Raw genomic sequence first — 19,394 nt, 5'->3', positions numbered from 1 at the left:
TAAATTCTTTTTTATAATAAATCTATTACTTTTAAAAAGTATTAAACCCACTTAAATGTCTCAACAAAAACAACTTAAATACGACAAAGCCTATTTACGCATAGCTAGAGAATGGGGACAGCTGTCGCATTGTAAACGAAAACAAGTTGGCGCGCTTATTGTAAAGGATAGGATGATTATAAGTGATGGGTACAATGGTACCCCAACTGGTTTTGAAAATTATTGTGAAGATGATGAAGGCTACACAAAATGGTATGTATTGCATGCAGAAGCTAATGCCATTTTAAAAGTTGCCGGAAGCACACAATCCTGTAGGGACGCAACATTATACATAACAATGTCTCCTTGTAAAGATTGTAGCAAACTCATACACCAATCTGGTATAAAACGCGTTGTATATCAACACGACTATAAAGATAACTCTGGATTGAAATTTTTAGAAAAAGCTGGCGTCCTTATAGAACATATTTCTAATCCAGACGACTAACACAAACAACTTGAAATTTTACAAAAAATCTTATCTCCCACTTTTTTTAGGCATAGCCTGTGCTTTTGGAATATTTCTAGGCGCAAAACTTAACTTCTCTAACGGAAGCGAAAGCCTTTTTGCCTCTAACCCTAAAAAAGAAAAACTAAACAGACTTATAGATTATATAGACTATGAGTATGTGGACCAAGTTAATACCGATAGTATTGTAGATGTTACTGTAGATGGCATCTTAGAAAATTTAGACCCACACTCAACATATATACCTCAAAGCGAATACAAAGCAGTTGCCGAAAATATGAAAGGAGACTTTGTAGGGATTGGTGTTAGTTTTTACACCATAAGAGATACAATTTCTGTTATAAATACTATTGAAGGTGGCCCAAGTGAAAAAAGTGGTATTGTTGGCGGAGACAGAATACTTTATGCAGACAATATAAAGCTATTTGGAAATAATGTAACTAACGATTCTCTTTCAAATTTTCTAAAAGGGAAAAGAAATACAAATGTAACGCTTACGGTTTATAGGCCTAGTGAAGACAAAACCTTCAAAACCACAATTAAACGAGGTGATGTTCCCCTAAAAAGTGTTGATGCCTTTTATATGCTAACAGATGAGTTGGGTTATATAAAAATGAACCGCTTTGCAGAAAGCACCTATACAGAATTTAAGCAGGCACTTACAACCCTACAACAACAAGGCGCCACAGAACTGGCTATAGATTTACGCGGAAATCCTGGAGGTTATATTGGTCAAACCACTAAAATTATAGATGAATTTTTAGAAGACGATAAGCTTATCCTTTTCACAAAAAACAAAAAGGGCAAGGTAGAAAACACCTACGCTACAAGAAGCGGAAACTTTGAAGATGGTGGTATTTATGTGCTTATTGATGAAACATCTGCGTCTGCATCAGAAATTATAGCTGGAGCCATACAAGACAACGATAGAGGATTAATTATAGGACGCAGGTCTTATGGTAAAGGATTAGTGCAACGCGAAATGGCACTAGGGGATGGTAGCGCTGTACGCCTTACCATTGCACGTTATTACACGCCTACCGGAAGAAGCATCCAAAAACCTTATGAAAATGGGAACGACGCTTACTTTAGTGATTACTTAAACAGATATAAAAATGGCGAGCTAATTAGCCAAGACAGTATAACAGTTGCAGATTCTTTAAAGTTTAGAACACCAAAAGGTAAAATTGTTTATGGTGGCGGCGGTATTATACCAGATATATTTATACCTAAAGACACCTCATATGAAAGTGAAAGTATTCGTTTTTTATTACGAAGCGGCTTTATGAACAGGTTTGTGTTTAATCTTCTAGAAAAAAACAGAGATTTTTATACGAGTTTAAGTTTTAATGAATTTGTAGAGAAAGAACTTATTACAAATGCTACAGCTCAAGAATTTATAAACTATACGGCAAACCAAGGTTATAGGCTACAAGTTAAAAATCATTTACCAGATCTAAAACGTTACCTAAAAGCAACAATGGCACAACAATTATATGGCAGTAATGCTTTTGAGAAATTAGTAAATGAAGATGATGCGTTTATAAAGAAGGTAATTAAGATATCTACCGAAGATGCTAGTCGATTTTTAGACTAGTGGCAACCACAGTCATTTTCACCACAACCAACTTTAGATGCTTTTGGCTTTAAAAAAGCTGGTTTCCAAATAAACTTGCCCACTAAATACATTACAGCTAAACTAGCTGTGATTATTACGAGTATATTCTGCAATTGTTCCATCTCTTTAATTTACTATTTTAATAATTGAAAAGCAACCAATGCTGCAACGTAAGCAATAGCTGTCATTATACCTAGTTGTAATACCGGCCATTTCCAGGTATTGGTTTCTCTTTTAACTATTGCCAAGGTACTCATACACTGCATGGCAAAAGCATAGAATAACAACAAGCTTATTCCGCTTGCAAGATTAAATAAAGGTCCTCCTAAAATTGGGTTCACTTCTGCAGCCATACGGCGTTTAATTGTTTCTTCTTCATCACTACCAACACTATAAATTGTGGCCAATGTTCCTACAAATACTTCTCTTGCTGCAAAAGAACTTACAATAGCTATTCCTATTTTCCAGTCATAACCCAAAGGACTTACTGCAGGTTCAATAAACTTACCCATAATTCCTATATAAGAATTTTCAAGTTTATAAGAGGCAACGTGTTTATCTATCTCATCTTGTGTAGCATTTGCTGCAGCTATATTTTCAGTAACGTAGGTTTCTGCATTTTCAAACTTTTCGCCAGGACCATAACTAGCTAATACCCATAGTACAATACTAATTGCTAGTATAATTTTACCAGCACCCACAACAAAAGATTTGGTTTTTTCTATTACATTAATAGCCACATTTTTAAGCATTGGCAGCTTATAGTTTGGCATTTCTATAACAAAGTAAGTTTTACTCTTAATTTTAAGAATTTTATTAAGGATAAATGCAGAAAATATAGCCATCCCGAATCCTAAGAGATAAAGCAACATTAAGGTTAACCCTTGTAAATTGAAGAATAAGAACTTCTCTTCAGGAATCACCAAAGCAATTATTATAAGATACACAGGCAACCGCGCAGAACACGTGGTAAATGGCACTACAAGAATTGTAATTAACCGTTCCTTCCAACTTTCTATATTTCGTGATGCCATAACAGCAGGAATGGCACAAGCAGTACCTGAAACTAATGGAACAACACTTTTACCACTAAGGCCAAATCGCCTCATTATTCGATCCATTAAAAAGACCACTCGACTCATATACCCACTTTCTTCCAAAACAGAAATAAAGAGAAATAAAAAGGCAATTTGAGGTATAAATATGATAATACCTCCTAAGCCAGGTATAATTCCTTCACTTATAAGGTTAGTAAATGCTCCAGCTGGTAATACTTGTTTAACCCATTCGCCCAAAGAGGCAAATGTGCCATCAATAAAATCCATTGGGTAGCTAGACCAATCGTAAATAGCTTGGAATATTAACAACAAGATTCCAAAGAAAATAAGGTACCCCCAAACCTTATGGGTTAATATCCTATCTAGTCTTGCTCGAAGGTCTTTAGCGTTCTCTTTGTCTACAGTTAAACCTTCTCTTAAAACGCCATTTATAAATTGATATCTTAAAATGGTTTCTTTTTGCTGAAGCCGTTTAAGAGTGCTCGTGTTTTCGGTTTTAAAAGAGGCAATACCATCTGGCCTTTTTCTATCTATCTTTCCGAAATTTACATCCTGTGTAATTACCAACCATAACTTATAAAGGGATTGGTTAGGAAATGCTTTTTTTAACCTGTCAAAATAATCTGGAGCTATTACAGATGCATTTACACAGGGCTCGTCGGATATATGTTTAAAATTTGTGATTAACTCTTTAAGTTCTTCTATTCCTTCTTTTTTACGGGCACTAACTAAAGCAATCTTAGTTTTAAGCTGTTTCTCTAAAAGAGGAATATCAAGACTAATGGCTTTTCGTTTCATACGATCTGCCATATTAATCACTAAAATTGTTGGTAAACCTAAATCTTTTATCTGTGTAAAAAGTAATAGATTTCGCTTTAGGTTTTCAACATCACTAACTACTACCGCAACATCTGGGTAATCTTTATCGTTCTTATTTAATAACAACTCAATTACCACATTTTCATCTAAGGATGAAGCGTTTAAGCTATAAGTACCTGGAAGATCTAAAATATGGGCTTTAAGGCCTCGTGGCAATTTGCAAATACCTTCTTTCTTTTCTACAGTAATACCTGGATAGTTTCCTACTTGTTGATTTAAACCCGTTAAATGGTTAAAGACAGATGTCTTTCCTGTGTTTGGGTTTCCAATAAGAGCGACGTTGATGTTTTTGGGCATTACGAGATAATATCTATTTCAATATTTAAAGCTGTTTCTTTTCTTATAGCCAAATGGCTCCCATTTATATTAAGATACATAGGATCCTTAAATGGCGCAGTTTGTACCAATGTTACTTCATTGCCAGGCAAACATCCCATTTCTAGAAGCTTTAAAGGAATAACCTCTGCAGAAATATCTTTTATGATACCGCGTTGGCCGCGTTTTAAATGAGCAACAGTTACTTTCAACTTTTTTATTTAGATTGAATTTAGATAAGCAAAAGTAGTCGATTTATAGTGGTTTGGAAAATATAATGAGATAAACTTCTATAACTACTCTACTTCTCGTTCTAAAATCTTAATATCTTCTAAAATCTCAGTTATACTTTCTGGCTTAGTCCCATCATAAAAGCCACGTATACGCCTTTGCTGGTCTACCAAAACAAAGTTTTCGGTATGTATCATATCATAAGGACCACCGTTGCCATCTGTTTTACTTGCCAAATAACTTTTTCTGGCTAAATCGTAAATGTCTTTCTTCTTACCAGTTACTAAATGCCATTTAGAATTTATAACACCTTTCTTTTTTGCGTATTTTTTTAATTGAGGCACACTATCAACTTCAGGTTGTACGGTATGTGACAACAGCAAAACATTATCGTTGTTAAGTAGCTCTTCTTGAAGGTTAGCCATATGATCTGTCATTATAGGGCAAATAGTTTGACAGGTAGTGAAGAAAAAATCTGCTACATAAATTTTATTTGCAAAGACCTGCTGAGTAACTATATCTCCGTTTTGATTTATGAGCTCAAAATCTTTTATTTTATGATACTTCCTTACATACTGTACAGTAGTATCTACCAACTCAACATTAACATCTGCAGGCTGATAAATTGGCAGCTTTTTTGTTGGTTTTAAAACGGTATAAAATGTGTAGATAATAATTGCTGAAAGCACAAACATCACCACAAAAAACCACTTGTATTTTGAAAAAAACTGAAGCATCTGAAAATTATTTGTGCAAAATTACAATCCAGCAACATATTTTGTAACACAGATTGCTAAATCTTTACTAATTAAATGTCTTTAAAAGAGACATAAATTCTGAAAAGTTTACTTTTGCACACTAAAATTTAGACAACCCTATGGAAATGAGTCCATTCTTTATAAAAGCTATACAGTTATTACTTAGTTTATCACTATTAATTGTCCTACATGAATTTGGACATTACATTCCTGCTAAAATCTTTAAAACTCGAGTAGAAAAGTTTTTCCTATTCTTTGATGTGAAGTTTGCTCTTTTCAAAAAGAAAATTGGCGAGACAGTTTATGGTATCGGTTGGTTACCACTTGGAGGCTATGTTAAAATCTCTGGTATGATAGATGAAAGCATGGACAAAGAACAAATGGCCCAAGAACCAAAAGAATGGGAGTTTCGTTCAAAACCAGCTTGGCAACGCCTAATTATTATGGTTGGTGGTGTTGTTGTAAATATTGTATTAGGATTTTTAATATATATGATGGTTTTATTTGTTTGGGGAAGCGGTTATACTGGCCCAGAACAAATGCCAGACGGCTTATATGTTGCTGAAGAGTTTGAGCAATACGGATTTCAAAATGGAGATCAAATTTTACAAGTAAATGGCAAAGACTACGAAAACTCTTTAGCGATTAACAGAGACTTAATGCTAAGAGATGTAAATACTATAACAGTGTTACACAGTGACGGTACAAGGGAAACATTAAATATCCCTGAAGATATTGGTGACACACTTTGGCAGTCTGGTCTTACAACACCTATACAACCTCTAGTAACTGTAACTTTAGATAGTATAGGAAAAAACACAAAAGCAGATAAAGCAGGGTTTCTGGTTGGAGATAATTTAACTTCTATAAATGGAGAAAAAGTTACTTCTTTTAATGAGTTTAAAAGAAAAAGAGCAAACCTAGAAACTAATGAGTTTACTGTAGGTGTAATAAGAAACGGAGCAACACAAACTTTAAATTTAATTGCCGAAAAAGATGAGAACCTAGGCTTGTCTGCAAAGCAAAACGTAAGTATTGAAACTAAGCAATATACATTGGGACAAAGTATAACAGAAGGGTTTAGCTATGGTTATGACACACTTAGGGACTACGTAGCACAATTTAAATATGTGTTTACAGCCAAAGGTGCAACACAAGTTGGTGGTTTTGGAGCAATAGGGAACTTATTCCCAGATGCTTGGAACTGGCAGGCATTTTGGATGACAACAGCCTTAATTTCTATCATATTAGCATTTATGAACATTTTGCCAATTCCTGCATTAGATGGTGGTCATGTTATGTTTCTCCTTTATGAAATAATAAGCGGAAGAAAGCCAGGAGATAAGTTTATGGAATACGCACAACTTGTTGGTTTCTTTATTATTATTGCGTTAGTTTTATTTGCAAACGGTAATGATATTTACAGAGCTATTTTCGAATAGCAAAAAAATAAAAGAAAACATTTTGAGAGTTTAAAAATTGTTTTATATTTGCATCCGTTTTGAAAGAAACATTAGTTCTTTTTTGCAACAAGATTGTAAAAATTTTAAAATACATTCCTCTTTAGCTCAGTTGGTTAGAGCATCTGACTGTTAATCAGAGGGTCCTTGGTTCGAGTCCAAGAAGGGGAGCTCAAAAGCCTTAACTTTTATTAGTTAAGGCTTTTTTGTTTTTACTTCAACAAACAATGTTATAATAATTATACTTAAATCGCTTCAATTCTGTAACTTTAGCGTCGCAATTAATTATTTTTCTTAAATAACTTAAACCAAACTACAGAATAATGAAAACCTACTTCAAAACTTTCTTACTCTCTACTTGTGCTGTTGCATTAGTGACTGTGTCTTGCAAAGACAACAAAGATGTTGCCAAGGCAGATGAAGGAGAACACGGTATCATCCTCTCAAACATGGATACCACAGTAAACCCTAAAGACGACTTTTACAATTACGTTAATGGTAATTGGATGAAGAATACTGAAATTCCAGACGACCAATCACGTTGGGGTGGTTTTGGTGTTTTACGTAAATCAACAGATAAAAATGTACTTAATATCTTAGCAGAAGCCAAAGAAAGTGGCAAATATGATGCAAGCACAGACCAAGCAAAAGCTTTAACTATTTTTGAATCTGAACTGGATACTGTAGCAAGAGATGAAGCAGGTATTAAACCATTACAGCCAGCTTTAAAATTAATTGAAAACATAAACTCTACCGAAGACTTTCAAAAAGTAATTACAGAAGAAGCGGTATTAGTTGCACAACCTTTCTTTGGACTTGCAGCATTCTCTAATCCAAATAACTCATCAATTAACTCGGCATATCTTACGCCAGGTTCATTAGGCTTACCGGACAGAGATTATTACACAAATACAGATTCTAAGTCAAAGGAAATTAGATTAGAATATGTTAACCATATTACAAGAATGCTTCAGTTTTTAGGAGACTCAGAAGAAGAAGCTCGCAAACAAGCAGAAACTATTCTTAAATTAGAAACAGAGCTAGCTACACCAAGATTAGATAAGGTTGCAAGTCGTGATTTCAGAAACTTTAATAATCCTCGTTCTATTTCTGAAGTTCAAAAAATGGTGCCTGCAATTTCTTGGGAAGAAGCGTTAAAGGATATGGGAGTAGAAAAAGATGTAGATACTTTAATTGTTATGCAACCAAAGTATATGGAAGTTGTACAGCAAAAACTTAATACTGGAAATATTGATGAGTGGAAAACGTTACTTAGATGGGCTACACTTAATACATCTGCTGGTTATTTAACTACAGAAATTGAAAAAGCAAATTGGGATTTTTACAGCAAATATCTTAATGAAACTAAAAAACAACGTCCTGCAGATGAGCGCGCTCTAGCAACAGTAAACAACACAGTTGGTGAAGCTGTAGGAAAATTATATGTAGAAAAGCAGTTTCCGCCAGAAGCTAAAGCTAAAGCAGAAAAAATGATTGCTAATATTATTGAAGCATATCAAGAAAGAATTGAAAAGTTAGAATGGATGAGTGATAGCACAAAAACAAAAGCTATCGAAAAATTAGACAAATTTACTGTTAAGATTGGATATCCAGACGAGTGGGAAGACTATTCAACAATGGAGGTTTCTTCAGACAAATCATATTATGACAACATGGTTGCTGTTGCTGCTTGGCAAATTAAAGACAACTTAGATAGAATAAATGAGCCGGTTGATAGAAAAGAATGGGGAATGTCTCCACAAACTGTAAATGCATATTTTAATCCATTTAACAATGAGATTGTATTTCCAGCAGCAATACTACAACCACCATTTTACGATTACAAAGCAGATGAAGCTGTAAATTATGGTGGAATTGGCGCTGTAATCGGTCATGAAATTTCTCACGCTTTTGATGATAGCGGTTCTCGTTTTGATGCAGAAGGAAATTTAGTTAACTGGTGGTCTAAAGAAGATTTAGATAAATTTACTGAACGCGGTAATGCTTTAGCAGAACAATACAGCCAAGTTGAGGTGTTAGACAGTGTTTACATAAATGGAAAATTTACACTTGGTGAAAATATTGGTGACCTTGGTGGTTTATTAGGTGCTTATGACGGACTTCAGAAATATTATGAAGAAAATGGTCGCCCTGAAAATATTGATGGTTTTACTCCAGAACAACGATTCTTTATGAGTTGGGCAACTGTTTGGAGAACAAAACAACGTGATGAAGCGTTACGTTCTCAAATTAAGACAGACCCACATTCTCCAGGTCGTTACAGAGCTACACAACCTCTTTTAAATGTAGATGCATTTTATAAAGCATTTGATATTAAAGAAGGAGATGCAATGTATTTAGAGCCAGAGAAACGAGTGAGAATCTGGTAATAATTTTTCGGAACTTATATAAAAAACCCTAGCTATAAACGCTAGGGTTTTTTGTTTTCTTCAATAAAGAAAATCGTATAATTGTTTTATGAAAATATTAGTTACAGGTGGTTTAGGATATATTGGCTCACATACTGTAGTAGCCTTACAAAATAAAGGGTTTGACGTTGTAATTATTGACAACCTCAGCAACTCTTCATTAGATGTATTAGCAGGAATTACCGAAATTACCGGTAAGTCTCCAGATTTTGAAAAAATAGATATGCGACAAAAAGAAGACGTCGTGTCTTTTTTTGAAAAACATAAAGATATAAATGGTGTTATTCATTTTGCGGCTTCTAAAGCTGTTGGAGAAAGTGTAAATAAACCACTAGCCTATTATGAAAACAACTTAGGCACATTAACCACATTATTACAAGAATTACAAAAGATAGCGTCTGCACCACTAATTTTTAGCTCTTCCTGTACTGTATATGGGCAAGCAGACAAACTTCCTATCACTGAAAATGCACCTATAAAACCAGCAGAATCTCCTTACGGAAACACAAAAAAAGTTGGAGAACAAATAATTGAGGATACTTGCAATGCAAATCCAAATTTCTCTGCTATTGCATTACGCTATTTTAATCCAATTGGTGCTCATTCCAGTGCTTTAATTGGTGAGCTTCCTATAGGTGTACCTCAAAATCTAGTTCCATTTATCACTCAAACAGCTATTGGTAAGCGTGCTGAACTTTCTGTGTTTGGAGATGATTACCCTACTCAAGACGGTACATGTATAAGAGATTATATTCATGTTATGGATTTAGCAGAAGCTCACGTTGTAGCTTTGGAGCGTCTTCTTAATAAAAAAAGCAAAGACAATTATGAAGTTTTTAATATTGGAACTGGAACCGGAAATTCTGTATTAGAGGTTATAAATGCTTTTGAATCTGCAAATCAAAAATCTTTGAATTACAAAATAGCAGAAAGACGAAAAGGAGATGTGATTGCAGCATACGCAGATACTACTAAAAGTAAAACTGTATTAGGCTGGACACCAAAATACAGCTTACAAAGTGCTTTAAAGAGTGCTTGGGAATGGGAACTAGCCCTTAGCAAGAAAGAGTAAGACTAGATTGTTTAATCTGTATTGCCTTCAGTTTCTAAGTCTATGACCTTAGACAATGTTTTTACAAGTCTATGATGGTTTTTCACAAAAGGGTTTGTAGTATCCCAAACATAACCAGCCAAGACAGAGCAAATTTGCGCTTTTACACTAGGGCTTATATTATCATAAAAGAATATTTTTTGCAAATTACCTGTATACCATTCACTTACATAAGTTGAAAATACCGTGACGCCAGAAAGAATGTAATCCTTATAGTCTGTTTCCCAATTAACTTTCTCTCCAGTAATCTCTTTAGCTGCAAGTTTAGCCGCTAAAAGCCCAGACTCTGTAGCAAAAGTAACTCCAGATGAAAATACTGGGTCTAAAAACTCTGCACTATTACCAGTTAATGCAAACCCATTACCATATAATTGTGTTACAGATTTTGAGATGTTTTTAATCATTTTTGGCTCAAACTCGTATTCTATATCTTTAAATCTAGGATTATAAAAATCTGAAAGTGCCATTAATTGTTGTAGTTTTTCAGTGGTAGTTCCCTTAAAATCTTCAAAGTAATCTGTAGGACCTACAAAACCTAAACTAGTTATTCCATTAGAAAAAGGAATAACCCAAAGCCAAACATCCTTATTAATAACATCAAACGTTATTCTTGTTCCCTCTACAGAAGAAGGTCTTCTTAAATCTTTTACATGGGTAAATAAAGACGAGTGCTTAGGTATTTTTGATGGTTTGTCTAAACCCAATAATCTTGGTAAAACTCTGCCATGACCGCTTGAATCTATTACAAACTTAGCTTCAACCACAGTAATAACACCATTTCTGTCTTTAAGTGAAGTCTTAGAGCTTCCATCCATATAAAATTCAACGTCTACAACTTCATGTTCAAAATATATTGAAACTCCTTTTCGTTGTAATTCGTTTGTTAGGGCGTGGTCAAAATCTGCTCTAGGCACTTGCCATGTCCAATCCCAACCAGGACTAAATTTCTTATCAAACTCAAAATCACACACTTTATTTCCTTTAATAAATCGTGCGCCAGATTTAACCTCAAAACCCTCAGCCTTAAGACAGTCTAAAAGTCCTACCTCTTCGAAGTGATCCATACATCTAGGCAGAAGACTTTCTCCAATAACAAATCTTGGAAATTTACTTTTTTCAACAACTAACACATCTATGTTGTTAGCCTGTAGATATGCAGATGCAACACATCCAGAAGGTCCTGCTCCAATAACAAGAACATCTGTTTTTATATTTTTCATGCCCTAAAATTACAGATACTTAGTTTTAGTATACATTTGTAGCTCAAATTATTTTTAAAATTTATTCTTCCCGAATAGAACACTAAGAATTATAATACATGTTTACACTAAAGGGTAAATTAGAAATCTCAGATTTTTACCAAGTTGTTTTTAATAAAGAACAGATTACCATAGATAAATCTGTTACAGAGCTTGTTGAAGAAAGCTTCAATTTTTTAAAATCGTTTTCTGAAAATAAAGTTATTTATGGTGTAAATACTGGGTTTGGCCCAATGGCACAATATAAGATTGAAGACTCCCAACGCATACAATTACAATACAACTTAATAAGAAGTCATGCTTCTGGAACTGGCAACCCACTAACAGAACGTTATGTAAAAGCAGCAATGTTAGCAAGACTAAACACATTGTGCTTAGGAAATTCTGGCGTTCACAAATCTGTTGTAGCTTTAATGGCAGAACTAATAAATAAAGATATTACACCTTTAATTTATGAGCATGGTGGTGTTGGCGCGAGTGGAGACTTAGTACAACTTGCACATATGGCTCTTGTTTTAATAGGTGAAGGCGAAGTTTTTGTTAAAGGCCAACGCTTATTAACCAAAGATGTGTTTACCAAAGACAATTTAAATCCTATTAAAGTAGAGTTGAGAGAAGGTTTAGCTATTATGAATGGTACCTCTGTTATGACAGGTATTGGCATTGTAAACACACTCTACACAAGACGTCTTTTACATTGGATGGTTGCCTGTTCTTCTGCTATAAATGAAATTGTACAAGCTTATGATGATCATTTATCTTTTGAGCTTAATAATACAAAAAAGCATGTTGGGCAACGTGATATTGCAGAAATGATGCGCAACCATTTATCTGATAGTAAATTAACTCGAAAAAGAGAGCATCACCTGTATAAGGACAACAAGAACGTTACTGTCTTTGAAGAAAAAGTGCAGGAATATTATTCTTTACGTTGTGTTCCACAAATATTAGGACCTGTGTTAGACACTTTAAATATGGTCGAAAAAATATTGATTGAAGAAGTAAACTCTGCAAATGATAACCCTATTGTAAACGTTAAAGATAAACAAGTATATCATGGTGGTAATTTTCACGGCGACTATGTGTCTTTAGAGATGGACAAGTTAAAAATTGTAGTCGCTAAGTTGAGTATGCTTGCAGAAAGACAGCTTAATTACCTGCTTAATTCTAAACTAAATAATATTCTCACACCTTTTGTGAATTTAGGACAACTTGGTTTAAATTTTGGGATGCAAGGTGTTCAATTTACTGCAACTTCTACAACTGCAGAAAATCAAATGCTTTCTAACCCAATGTATGTACATAGCATACCTAACAACAATGACAACCAAGACGTTGTGAGTATGGGCACAAATGCTGCCTTAATTACTAAGAAAGTAATTGAAAATGCTTTTGAAGTTGTAGCTATTGAATTAATAACTATTGTTCAAGCCATTGAGTTCTTAGATGTAAAAGACAAAGTATCTTCTAAAACAAAAGTTTTCTTTGATCAAATAAGAGAAATAGTTCCCGCTTTTAAAGAAGATGTGGTTATGTATCCTTATGTTAATAAGGTAAAATCATTTATTATTGAAACTGAAATAGAGCAAAACTAACACTCTATTTTTGTTGTATAACAGAAACTACATATATGTCAGAAAAAACAAAATATGCATTGGTTACAGGTGGCTCAAGAGGTATTGGCAGAGCAGTTTGCATTCAACTAGCAAAAGACAGTGATTATAAAATCCTTATAAACTACAATAGCAATGAAACTGCAGCAAATGAGACAAAAGTTGCTGTAGAAGCTGAAGGCAATAAAGCTGAACTTTTAAAATTTGATGTTGCCAATGCAGAAAGTGTATCAAAATCTTTAGATGCTTGGCAGGAAAGCAACCCAGAAGCTGTTATAGAAGTTTTAGTTAATAATGCAGGTATAAATAAAGATGGCTTATTTATGTGGATGACAACTCAAGATTGGAACAGTGTTATAAATACCAGTTTAAATGGGTTTTTTAATGTCACCAATCATCTTATTAAGCAATTATTGGTAAATAAATACGGTCGTATTATAAATATGGTATCTGTATCTGGCGTAAAAGGTACACCTGGCCAAACCAATTATTCTGCCGCTAAAGGTGCTGTAGTTGCTGCAACTAAAGCTTTAGCACAAGAAGTGGCAAAAAGAAATGTTACCGTAAATGCTGTAGCTCCTGGTTTTATAAATACAGATATGACAAGTGAGCTTAATGAAAAGGAACTTAAAAAGTTAATTCCTGCCAATAGGTTTGGAGAAGCAGAAGAAGTTGCGCATTTAGTCTCCTTTTTAGCTTCAAGAAATGCTTCGTATATTACCGGAGAAGTCATTAATATTAATGGCGGTATCTATTCATAATGCAAGAAATTTAAAATTATGAAACGCGTGGTCATCACTGGTATGGGTATTTATTCTTGTATCGGTAAAAATCTTTCTGAAGTAAAAGAATCTCTTTATAATGGTGTGTCTGGTATTAAATATGACCCAGATAGAAAGGAGTTTGGGTATAGGTCTTGTCTTTCTGGCATGGTCGAGCTTCCAGACCTTAAAAAACAACTGTCAAGAAGAGAGCGTATAAGTATGGGCCAAGAAGGTTTTTACGCTTATGCTTCAACAATTGAAGCTTTAGAAAATGCTAAAATATCTCAAGACTATTTAAATGAAAATGAAGTAGGCATCTTATTTGGTAATGATAGCACTGCAAAATCTGTGATAGATTCAATAGACAAAGTTAGAGATAAGAAAGACACCACATTAGTTGGGTCTGGAGCTATTTTTCAAGCTATGAACTCCACAGTTACCATGAATCTTTCTACCATCTTTAAATTAAGAGGTGTAAACATGACTATTAGTGCTGCCTGCGCAAGTGGTTCTCACGCCATTGGTTTAGGCTACCACCTAATTAAAAGCGGCCTTCAGGATATTATAATTTGCGGTGGTGCTCAAGAAATTAATAAGGAAGCCTTTGGTAGTTTTGATGGTCTAGGCGTTTTTTCTACCAATGAAAATCCGGAGAAAGCTTCACGCCCTTTCGATAAAGACAGAGACGGTTTAATACCAAGTGGTGGCGCGGCTACTGTGGTCATAGAAAGTTATGAATCTGCAATTAAAAGAGGTGCGCCAATTCTTGGAGAAATTATAGGTTATGGCTTTTCATCTAATGGAGAGCACATTTCCACACCAAATGTCGAAGGGCCATCTATAGCAATGAACAAAGCTATACAGATGGCAAACATAGACCCTAAGACAATTACCTATGTTAACGCACACGCCACTTCGACACCAGTAGGAGATGCTAATGAAGCGTTAGCTATTGCAAAAGTATTTGGAGATTACAAACCTTATGTTAGCAGTACAAAATCTATGACCGGACACGAATGCTGGATGGCAGGAGCTAGTGAAATTGTTTACTCTATGCTAATGATGCAACACTCGTTTATTGCTCCTAATATTAACTTGGAACATCCTGATGAAGCTGCCCAAAATTTAAACTTGGTATCTAAAACTATGGATAAAAATTTTGATGTATTTTTGTCCAATTCTTTTGGATTTGGCGGGACCAATTCAGCATTAATTATCAAAAAAATTGTAACGGAAGATGACTAAAGATCAAATCATTGAGAAGGTAAATTATTTTCTCATAGATGAATTTGAGGCGGATGAAGATGATATTACGCCTCAAGCAAATTTAAAAACTACCTTGGAGTTAGACAGCTTAGACTTTGTAGACCTAGTTGTAGCGGTTGAGTCTAACTTTGGAGTGAAGCTTGTAGGAGATGATTTTACCAACGTGGTTGTCCTTCAAGATTTTTACGATCTTATTGAGCGTAAGGTAAACTAAGTAAACCCCTACATTTTAATGGCTACCAAATGGGAAGGAAAATCTAAAGGCACAGTTTTAGGCTATAAAATCTTTGTATTCTTTATTAAGAATCTTGGTCTTACTGCAGCTTATATTCTCCTCGTACCTGTAGCATTGTATTACCTCTTATTTAGCGTTAAAAGCACCAAAGCTTTATTTTATTATTTTAATAAAAGGCTAGGATACTCTAACATTAAAAGCCTTTGGTCTGTTTATAAGAACTATATAGTTTTTGGACAGACTATTATAGACAAAACAGCTATTGGTAGTGGTTTAAAACATAAATTCACTTATGAGTTTAATGGTATAGAGAAGCTAAACGCACTATTAAAACAAGGAAAAGGCGGTATTTTAATAAGTGCCCACATAGGTAATTTTGAAATTGGAGAATTCTTTTTTGATGATATCGATTTACAGTCTCAAATTAACCTAGTTATTACAAATGCAGAACACCAACACATTAAAGCCTACCTAAATAAGGTAACACACAAATCAAACCTTAAGATAATAGTTATTCAAAATGACTTTTCTCATATCTATAAGATTAGTGCAGCATTAAATAATGGAGAATTGGTGTGCATAACAGGAGATCGCTATATAGATAATACCAAAACATTTACAGATACTTTTTTAGGTGCAGAAGCAGAGTTTCCTTCAGGACCATTTCAAATAGCATCTAAACTAAAAACACCTGTTGCTTTTGTATATGTTATGAAAGCGTCTAAAACACATTACCATTTATACACGCGTACCACACAAACCGGACAAAAATCGGCAAAAGAAATTTTAAAAATATACATACAAGATTTAGAACTTGTACTTCAACAATATCCTTTACAGTGGTTTAATTATTTTAAGTTTTGGAACTAAAATAAATATAAACTTAAGAGTAGTCTGTGTACAAGTCCCGTTAATATCTCACTACACAAGTACCATTTATTGTATTTTTGAACCGTTTTAAAAAGACTACTATGGCTATTAATACACTTCCAGTTTCAGACAAAGAACAGATTAAGGCACTAATACCTCAACGAGAGCCTATTATCATGGTAGATAAACTTTTAGCGTATTCTGATACAGAAGTTAAAGCTTCACTAACAATAACAGAAGAAAATATCTTTACAGCCCACAACACATTTACAGAAGCTGGTATAATTGAGCATATGGCACAAACCATTGCATTACATAGCGGTTATAAAAATAAAGATGAACAAGGAGATGTGCCAATTGGGTTTATTGGCGCCATAAAAAAGGTAGAGGTTTTTACATTGCCAAAGGTGACAGATGTACTAACAACAACCGCAACTATTGTAACCGAATTTATGGGTATTACATTGGTGAAATTACGTTGTATGAAAGATGATACATTAATAGCTGAGTGTGAAATGAAAACAGCTATTGCTAACGCTTAAAACACTATCTAAAATGCCAAAAAAAGATGAGTCACAAGCAAAAGAGCTTTCATTTACAAGTGAAATTAGAGTTCGGTTTGTTGAAACAGATCCTTTGGGAATAGTATGGCATGGTAACTACATACAGTATTTTGAAGACGGCAGAGAAGCTTTTGGAAGACATCATGGCATTTCATACTTAGACCAAAAAAAACATAACTTTAGCACACCGATAGTTAAATCTACTTCAGAGCATAAATTACCGCTTCGCTACGGAGATGTTGCTACTATTAAAACAATATACAAGGATTCTCCTGCAGCAAAAATGATTTTTAATTACGAAATATATAATCCGCAAGGACAAATAGTTTGTACAGGAGAAACCATACAGGTTTTTGTAGAGTTAGACGGAGACTTATCCTTAACCATTCCACCATTTTTTAAAGCTTGGAAACAAAAAGTAGGATTGTTAGATGAGTAACGTCTATGTATCTCATAATACTATTATATCATCACTTGGTTTTTCAAGCAAGGCTGTGGTCTCAAATATTAAAAATGAAGTTTCTGGGCTAAAGAAACTGCACGACAAGGAGCTGTTTCAGGAACCATTTTACACTTCGGTTATAAATAAGGAGATTTTAGAAACCTCTTTCTCTAAACTAAATGCTAAACATGATTACACCATTTTAGAAAAGATGATGATTGTCTCGTTACAGGACACCATAAATGCAGCCAATTTAAATTTAGATGAAAAAGTTGGTATCATAATTTCTACCACAAAAGGGAATATCGATGTTTTAGATAATGCCAATCCATTCCCAGAAGAAAGAGCATACTTAAGCAGTTTAGGTAAGGCTATAACCTCTCATTTTAACTTTAAGAATGATGCTGTTGTATTATCTAATGCTTGTGTTTCTGGCGTTCTGGCTATTACAGCTGCAAAAAAATACATCACTTTAGGACTTTATGATCATGTCTTTGTTATTGGTGGAGATCTGGTTTCAAAGTTTGTTCTTTCAGGGTTTAATAGTTTTCAAGCAATGAGCTTATCACCTTGCAGGCCATATGATACTAATCGAAATGGAATTAATTTAGGAGAGGTTGTTGCAAGTGCACTTGTTACAAAAAGTAAAAATCATTTGTGTAAGGAAGCTGTTGAAATTTTGGGAGATAGCACGAAAAATGATGCCAATCATATTTCTGGACCATCGCGAACTGGCGAAGGCTTATTTAGAAGTGTACAAGCAGCTTTAAATGATGCTGAAATTTCTAAAACTGATATCGATTATATTTCTGCACACGGTACTGCCACACCATTTAATGATGAAATGGAAGCTATTGCTTTTAATAGGCTAGAGCTTCAACAAACACCTTTACATAGTTTAAAAGGGTATTTTGGACACAGTTTAGGAGCTTCTGCATTAGTAGAAACTATTGTAGGTATGCATTCATTACATCAAAATACATTATTTACGTCTTTAGGGTTTAACGTTCAGGGCACTTCTAAACCACTTAATATTATTACCAAAACCAAAGAAAAAAACTTACGTATATTTTTAAAAACGGCTTCTGGTTTTGGCGGTTGTAATACTGCTGCTGTGTTTAAAAAAGTAAATTAAAAGTATTGAACGATAATTACACCATAGAGCAATTTTGCAGTATTAACGAGCATAGCATTTCGATTAATGGAGAAACTATCTATAAAGATAACCTTGCCAAAACGCTTCAGGAGTTTCTTAAAAGTGCCTATAAAACACTCAATATTAACTATCCTAAGTTTTTTAAAATGGATACGTTAAGTAAGTTGGCGTTTCTTACTGCAGATGTTATTTTAAACTCTCAAATCAATTCAGAAACAGATATTGCCTTAGTATTTTCTAACAATGCATCAAGTTTAGATACAGATAGAAAACATCAGAAATCAATTTCAGATGAAGATAGTTTTTATCCAAGTCCCTCAACATTTGTATATACATTGCCCAACATTTGTTTGGGTGAGATTAGTATTAAGCACCAACTATACTCTGAGAATAGTTTTTTTATCTTTGACGCGTTCAATGCAGATCATTTATTAGCTTATACTACTGCATTGCTACACACAAATAAAGCAGAAAAAGTATTATGTGGTTGGGTTAATGTTGATGACACTAATAATGAAGCCATTCTCTTTTTAGTAGGCAAAAACGGTAACATCCCATTTACTACAGACCAATTAAACCATTTATATAATTCCTAATGGAAGCATTGAAACAAGAATTGAAAGAGAAAATTATAGAGCAGCTAAATTTAGAAGATGTAGCAGTTGAGGATATTGAAGATAATGATGCTCTTTTTGGAGATGGCTTAGGTCTAGACTCTATTGATGCGTTAGAGCTAATTGTTATGCTAGATAAGGACTATGGTATAAAATTAACCGATCCTCAAGATGGTAAAAGAATATTTGAGTCTGTTGAGGTTATGGCAACCTATATTAAAGAACACCGCACTAAATAAACTGTA

At 34.1% G+C, this 19,394-nt stretch carries 20 protein-coding genes and 1 tRNA gene; 16 read left to right on the top strand and 5 right to left on the bottom strand.

Features of this window, described 5'->3' with window-relative positions:
* The first annotated feature begins 55 nt into the window (after window positions 1–55).
* Entirely contained in the window at window positions 56–487 is a 432-nt protein-coding gene (locus CL818_RS04890) for a deoxycytidylate deaminase (RefSeq protein ID WP_286971973.1), read from the top strand.
* A gap of 10 nt (window positions 488–497) precedes the next feature.
* A complete protein-coding gene (locus tag CL818_RS04885; RefSeq protein ID WP_013186565.1) occupies window positions 498–2,105 on the top strand; it encodes a S41 family peptidase in 1,608 nt (535 codons plus the stop codon).
* Here the strand turns inward: CL818_RS04885 and CL818_RS04880 are convergent.
* The 4 genes from CL818_RS04880 to CL818_RS04865 form a co-directional block, all read right to left on the bottom strand.
* Window positions 2,102–2,248 (bottom strand): hypothetical protein, encoded by a 147-nt coding sequence (locus CL818_RS04880; protein WP_013186564.1) that lies wholly within the window; start codon window positions 2,246–2,248, stop codon window positions 2,102–2,104. The genes CL818_RS04885 and CL818_RS04880 overlap by 4 nt on opposite strands.
* Window positions 2,249–2,260: 12 nt before the next feature.
* The gene (gene feoB / locus CL818_RS04875; protein WP_013186563.1) at window positions 2,261–4,360 is read right to left on the bottom strand and encodes a ferrous iron transport protein B; all 2,100 of its coding nucleotides are present in this window, start codon (window positions 4,358–4,360) and stop codon (window positions 2,261–2,263) included.
* The gene (locus CL818_RS04870; protein WP_013186562.1) at window positions 4,360–4,590 is read right to left on the bottom strand and encodes a FeoA family protein; all 231 of its coding nucleotides are present in this window, start codon (window positions 4,588–4,590) and stop codon (window positions 4,360–4,362) included. The genes feoB and CL818_RS04870 overlap by 1 nt, the downstream gene beginning before the upstream one ends.
* 84 nt (window positions 4,591–4,674) lie before the next feature.
* The gene (locus CL818_RS04865) at window positions 4,675–5,346 is read right to left on the bottom strand and encodes an SCO family protein (protein WP_283642602.1); all 672 of its coding nucleotides are present in this window, start codon (window positions 5,344–5,346) and stop codon (window positions 4,675–4,677) included.
* A gap of 146 nt (window positions 5,347–5,492) precedes the next feature.
* On the opposite strand from CL818_RS04865, the gene rseP reads away from it, so the two are divergent.
* The 4 genes from rseP to galE all read left to right on the top strand — a co-directional run bounded on the left by rseP (window position 5,493) and on the right by galE (window position 10,328).
* Entirely contained in the window at window positions 5,493–6,809 is a 1,317-nt protein-coding gene (rseP, locus tag CL818_RS04860; RefSeq protein WP_286971966.1) for an RIP metalloprotease RseP, read from the top strand.
* Between the two features lie 115 nt (window positions 6,810–6,924).
* A tRNA-Asn gene (locus CL818_RS04855) sits at window positions 6,925–6,998 on the top strand.
* Between the two features lie 152 nt (window positions 6,999–7,150).
* Window positions 7,151–9,217: a M13 family metallopeptidase gene (locus tag CL818_RS04850; protein WP_272972765.1), complete on the top strand. Its 2,067-nt coding sequence runs from the start codon at window positions 7,151–7,153 to the stop codon at window positions 9,215–9,217.
* An 88-nt stretch (window positions 9,218–9,305) separates the two neighbouring features.
* On the top strand, window positions 9,306–10,328 hold the full coding sequence (gene galE, locus CL818_RS04845; RefSeq protein WP_272972766.1) for a UDP-glucose 4-epimerase GalE: 1,023 nt from the start codon (window positions 9,306–9,308) through the stop codon (window positions 10,326–10,328).
* Window positions 10,329–10,339: 11 nt separating this feature from the next.
* Here the strand turns inward: galE and CL818_RS04840 are convergent, their stop codons facing one another.
* A complete protein-coding gene (locus tag CL818_RS04840) occupies window positions 10,340–11,587 on the bottom strand; it encodes an NAD(P)/FAD-dependent oxidoreductase (protein WP_272972767.1) in 1,248 nt (415 codons plus the stop codon).
* Window positions 11,588–11,685: 98 nt separating this feature from the next.
* Here CL818_RS04840 and flxA point away from each other — a divergent pair, with 98 nt between their 5' ends.
* From flxA to CL818_RS04790, 10 genes are all read left to right on the top strand, one after another.
* Window positions 11,686–13,221 carry a flexirubin biosynthesis tyrosine ammonia-lyase FlxA gene (gene flxA / locus CL818_RS04835; RefSeq protein ID WP_272972768.1) on the top strand — a complete coding sequence of 512 codons (1,536 nt, stop codon included), beginning with the start codon at window positions 11,686–11,688 and terminating at the stop codon, window positions 13,219–13,221.
* Window positions 13,222–13,256: 35 nt separating this feature from the next.
* On the top strand, window positions 13,257–14,000 hold the full coding sequence (gene flxB / locus CL818_RS04830) for a flexirubin biosynthesis SDR family reductase FlxB (RefSeq protein WP_013186547.1): 744 nt from the start codon (window positions 13,257–13,259) through the stop codon (window positions 13,998–14,000).
* Between the two features lie 18 nt (window positions 14,001–14,018).
* Window positions 14,019–15,248, top strand: a complete 1,230-nt coding sequence (locus CL818_RS04825; protein ID WP_286971958.1) for a beta-ketoacyl-[acyl-carrier-protein] synthase family protein — start codon at window positions 14,019–14,021, stop codon at window positions 15,246–15,248.
* A complete protein-coding gene (locus CL818_RS04820) occupies window positions 15,241–15,483 on the top strand; it encodes a phosphopantetheine-binding protein (RefSeq protein WP_013186545.1) in 243 nt (80 codons plus the stop codon). The genes CL818_RS04825 and CL818_RS04820 overlap by 8 nt, the downstream gene beginning before the upstream one ends.
* An 18-nt stretch (window positions 15,484–15,501) precedes the next feature.
* Entirely contained in the window at window positions 15,502–16,374 is an 873-nt protein-coding gene (locus CL818_RS04815) for a lysophospholipid acyltransferase family protein (RefSeq protein WP_272972771.1), read from the top strand.
* A gap of 101 nt (window positions 16,375–16,475) precedes the next feature.
* Entirely contained in the window at window positions 16,476–16,916 is a 441-nt protein-coding gene (locus CL818_RS04810; protein ID WP_272972772.1) for a hotdog family protein, read from the top strand.
* Between the two features lie 13 nt (window positions 16,917–16,929).
* A complete protein-coding gene (locus tag CL818_RS04805) occupies window positions 16,930–17,376 on the top strand; it encodes an acyl-CoA thioesterase (protein ID WP_272972773.1) in 447 nt (148 codons plus the stop codon).
* Window positions 17,369–18,514, top strand: a complete 1,146-nt coding sequence (locus CL818_RS04800) for a beta-ketoacyl-[acyl-carrier-protein] synthase family protein (protein WP_272972774.1) — start codon at window positions 17,369–17,371, stop codon at window positions 18,512–18,514. The genes CL818_RS04805 and CL818_RS04800 overlap by 8 nt, the downstream gene beginning before the upstream one ends.
* A gap of 5 nt (window positions 18,515–18,519) precedes the next feature.
* Complete coding sequence (locus CL818_RS04795) at window positions 18,520–19,131, top strand: 3-oxoacyl-ACP synthase (protein WP_272972775.1); 612 nt, start codon at window positions 18,520–18,522, stop codon at window positions 19,129–19,131.
* Window positions 19,131–19,388, top strand: a complete 258-nt coding sequence (locus CL818_RS04790) for a phosphopantetheine-binding protein (RefSeq protein WP_013186539.1) — start codon at window positions 19,131–19,133, stop codon at window positions 19,386–19,388. Before CL818_RS04795 ends, CL818_RS04790 begins: the two co-directional genes overlap by 1 nt.
* The last annotated feature ends 6 nt before the right edge of the window (window positions 19,389–19,394 follow it).

Source organism: Croceibacter sp. (assembly GCF_002716225.1).
GTDB classification, from domain to species: Bacteria; Bacteroidota; Bacteroidia; order Flavobacteriales; family Flavobacteriaceae; genus Croceibacter; species Croceibacter atlanticus.
Note: the sequence above shows the minus strand (reverse complement) of the source record. Positions and strands in the feature narration are given on the sequence as shown.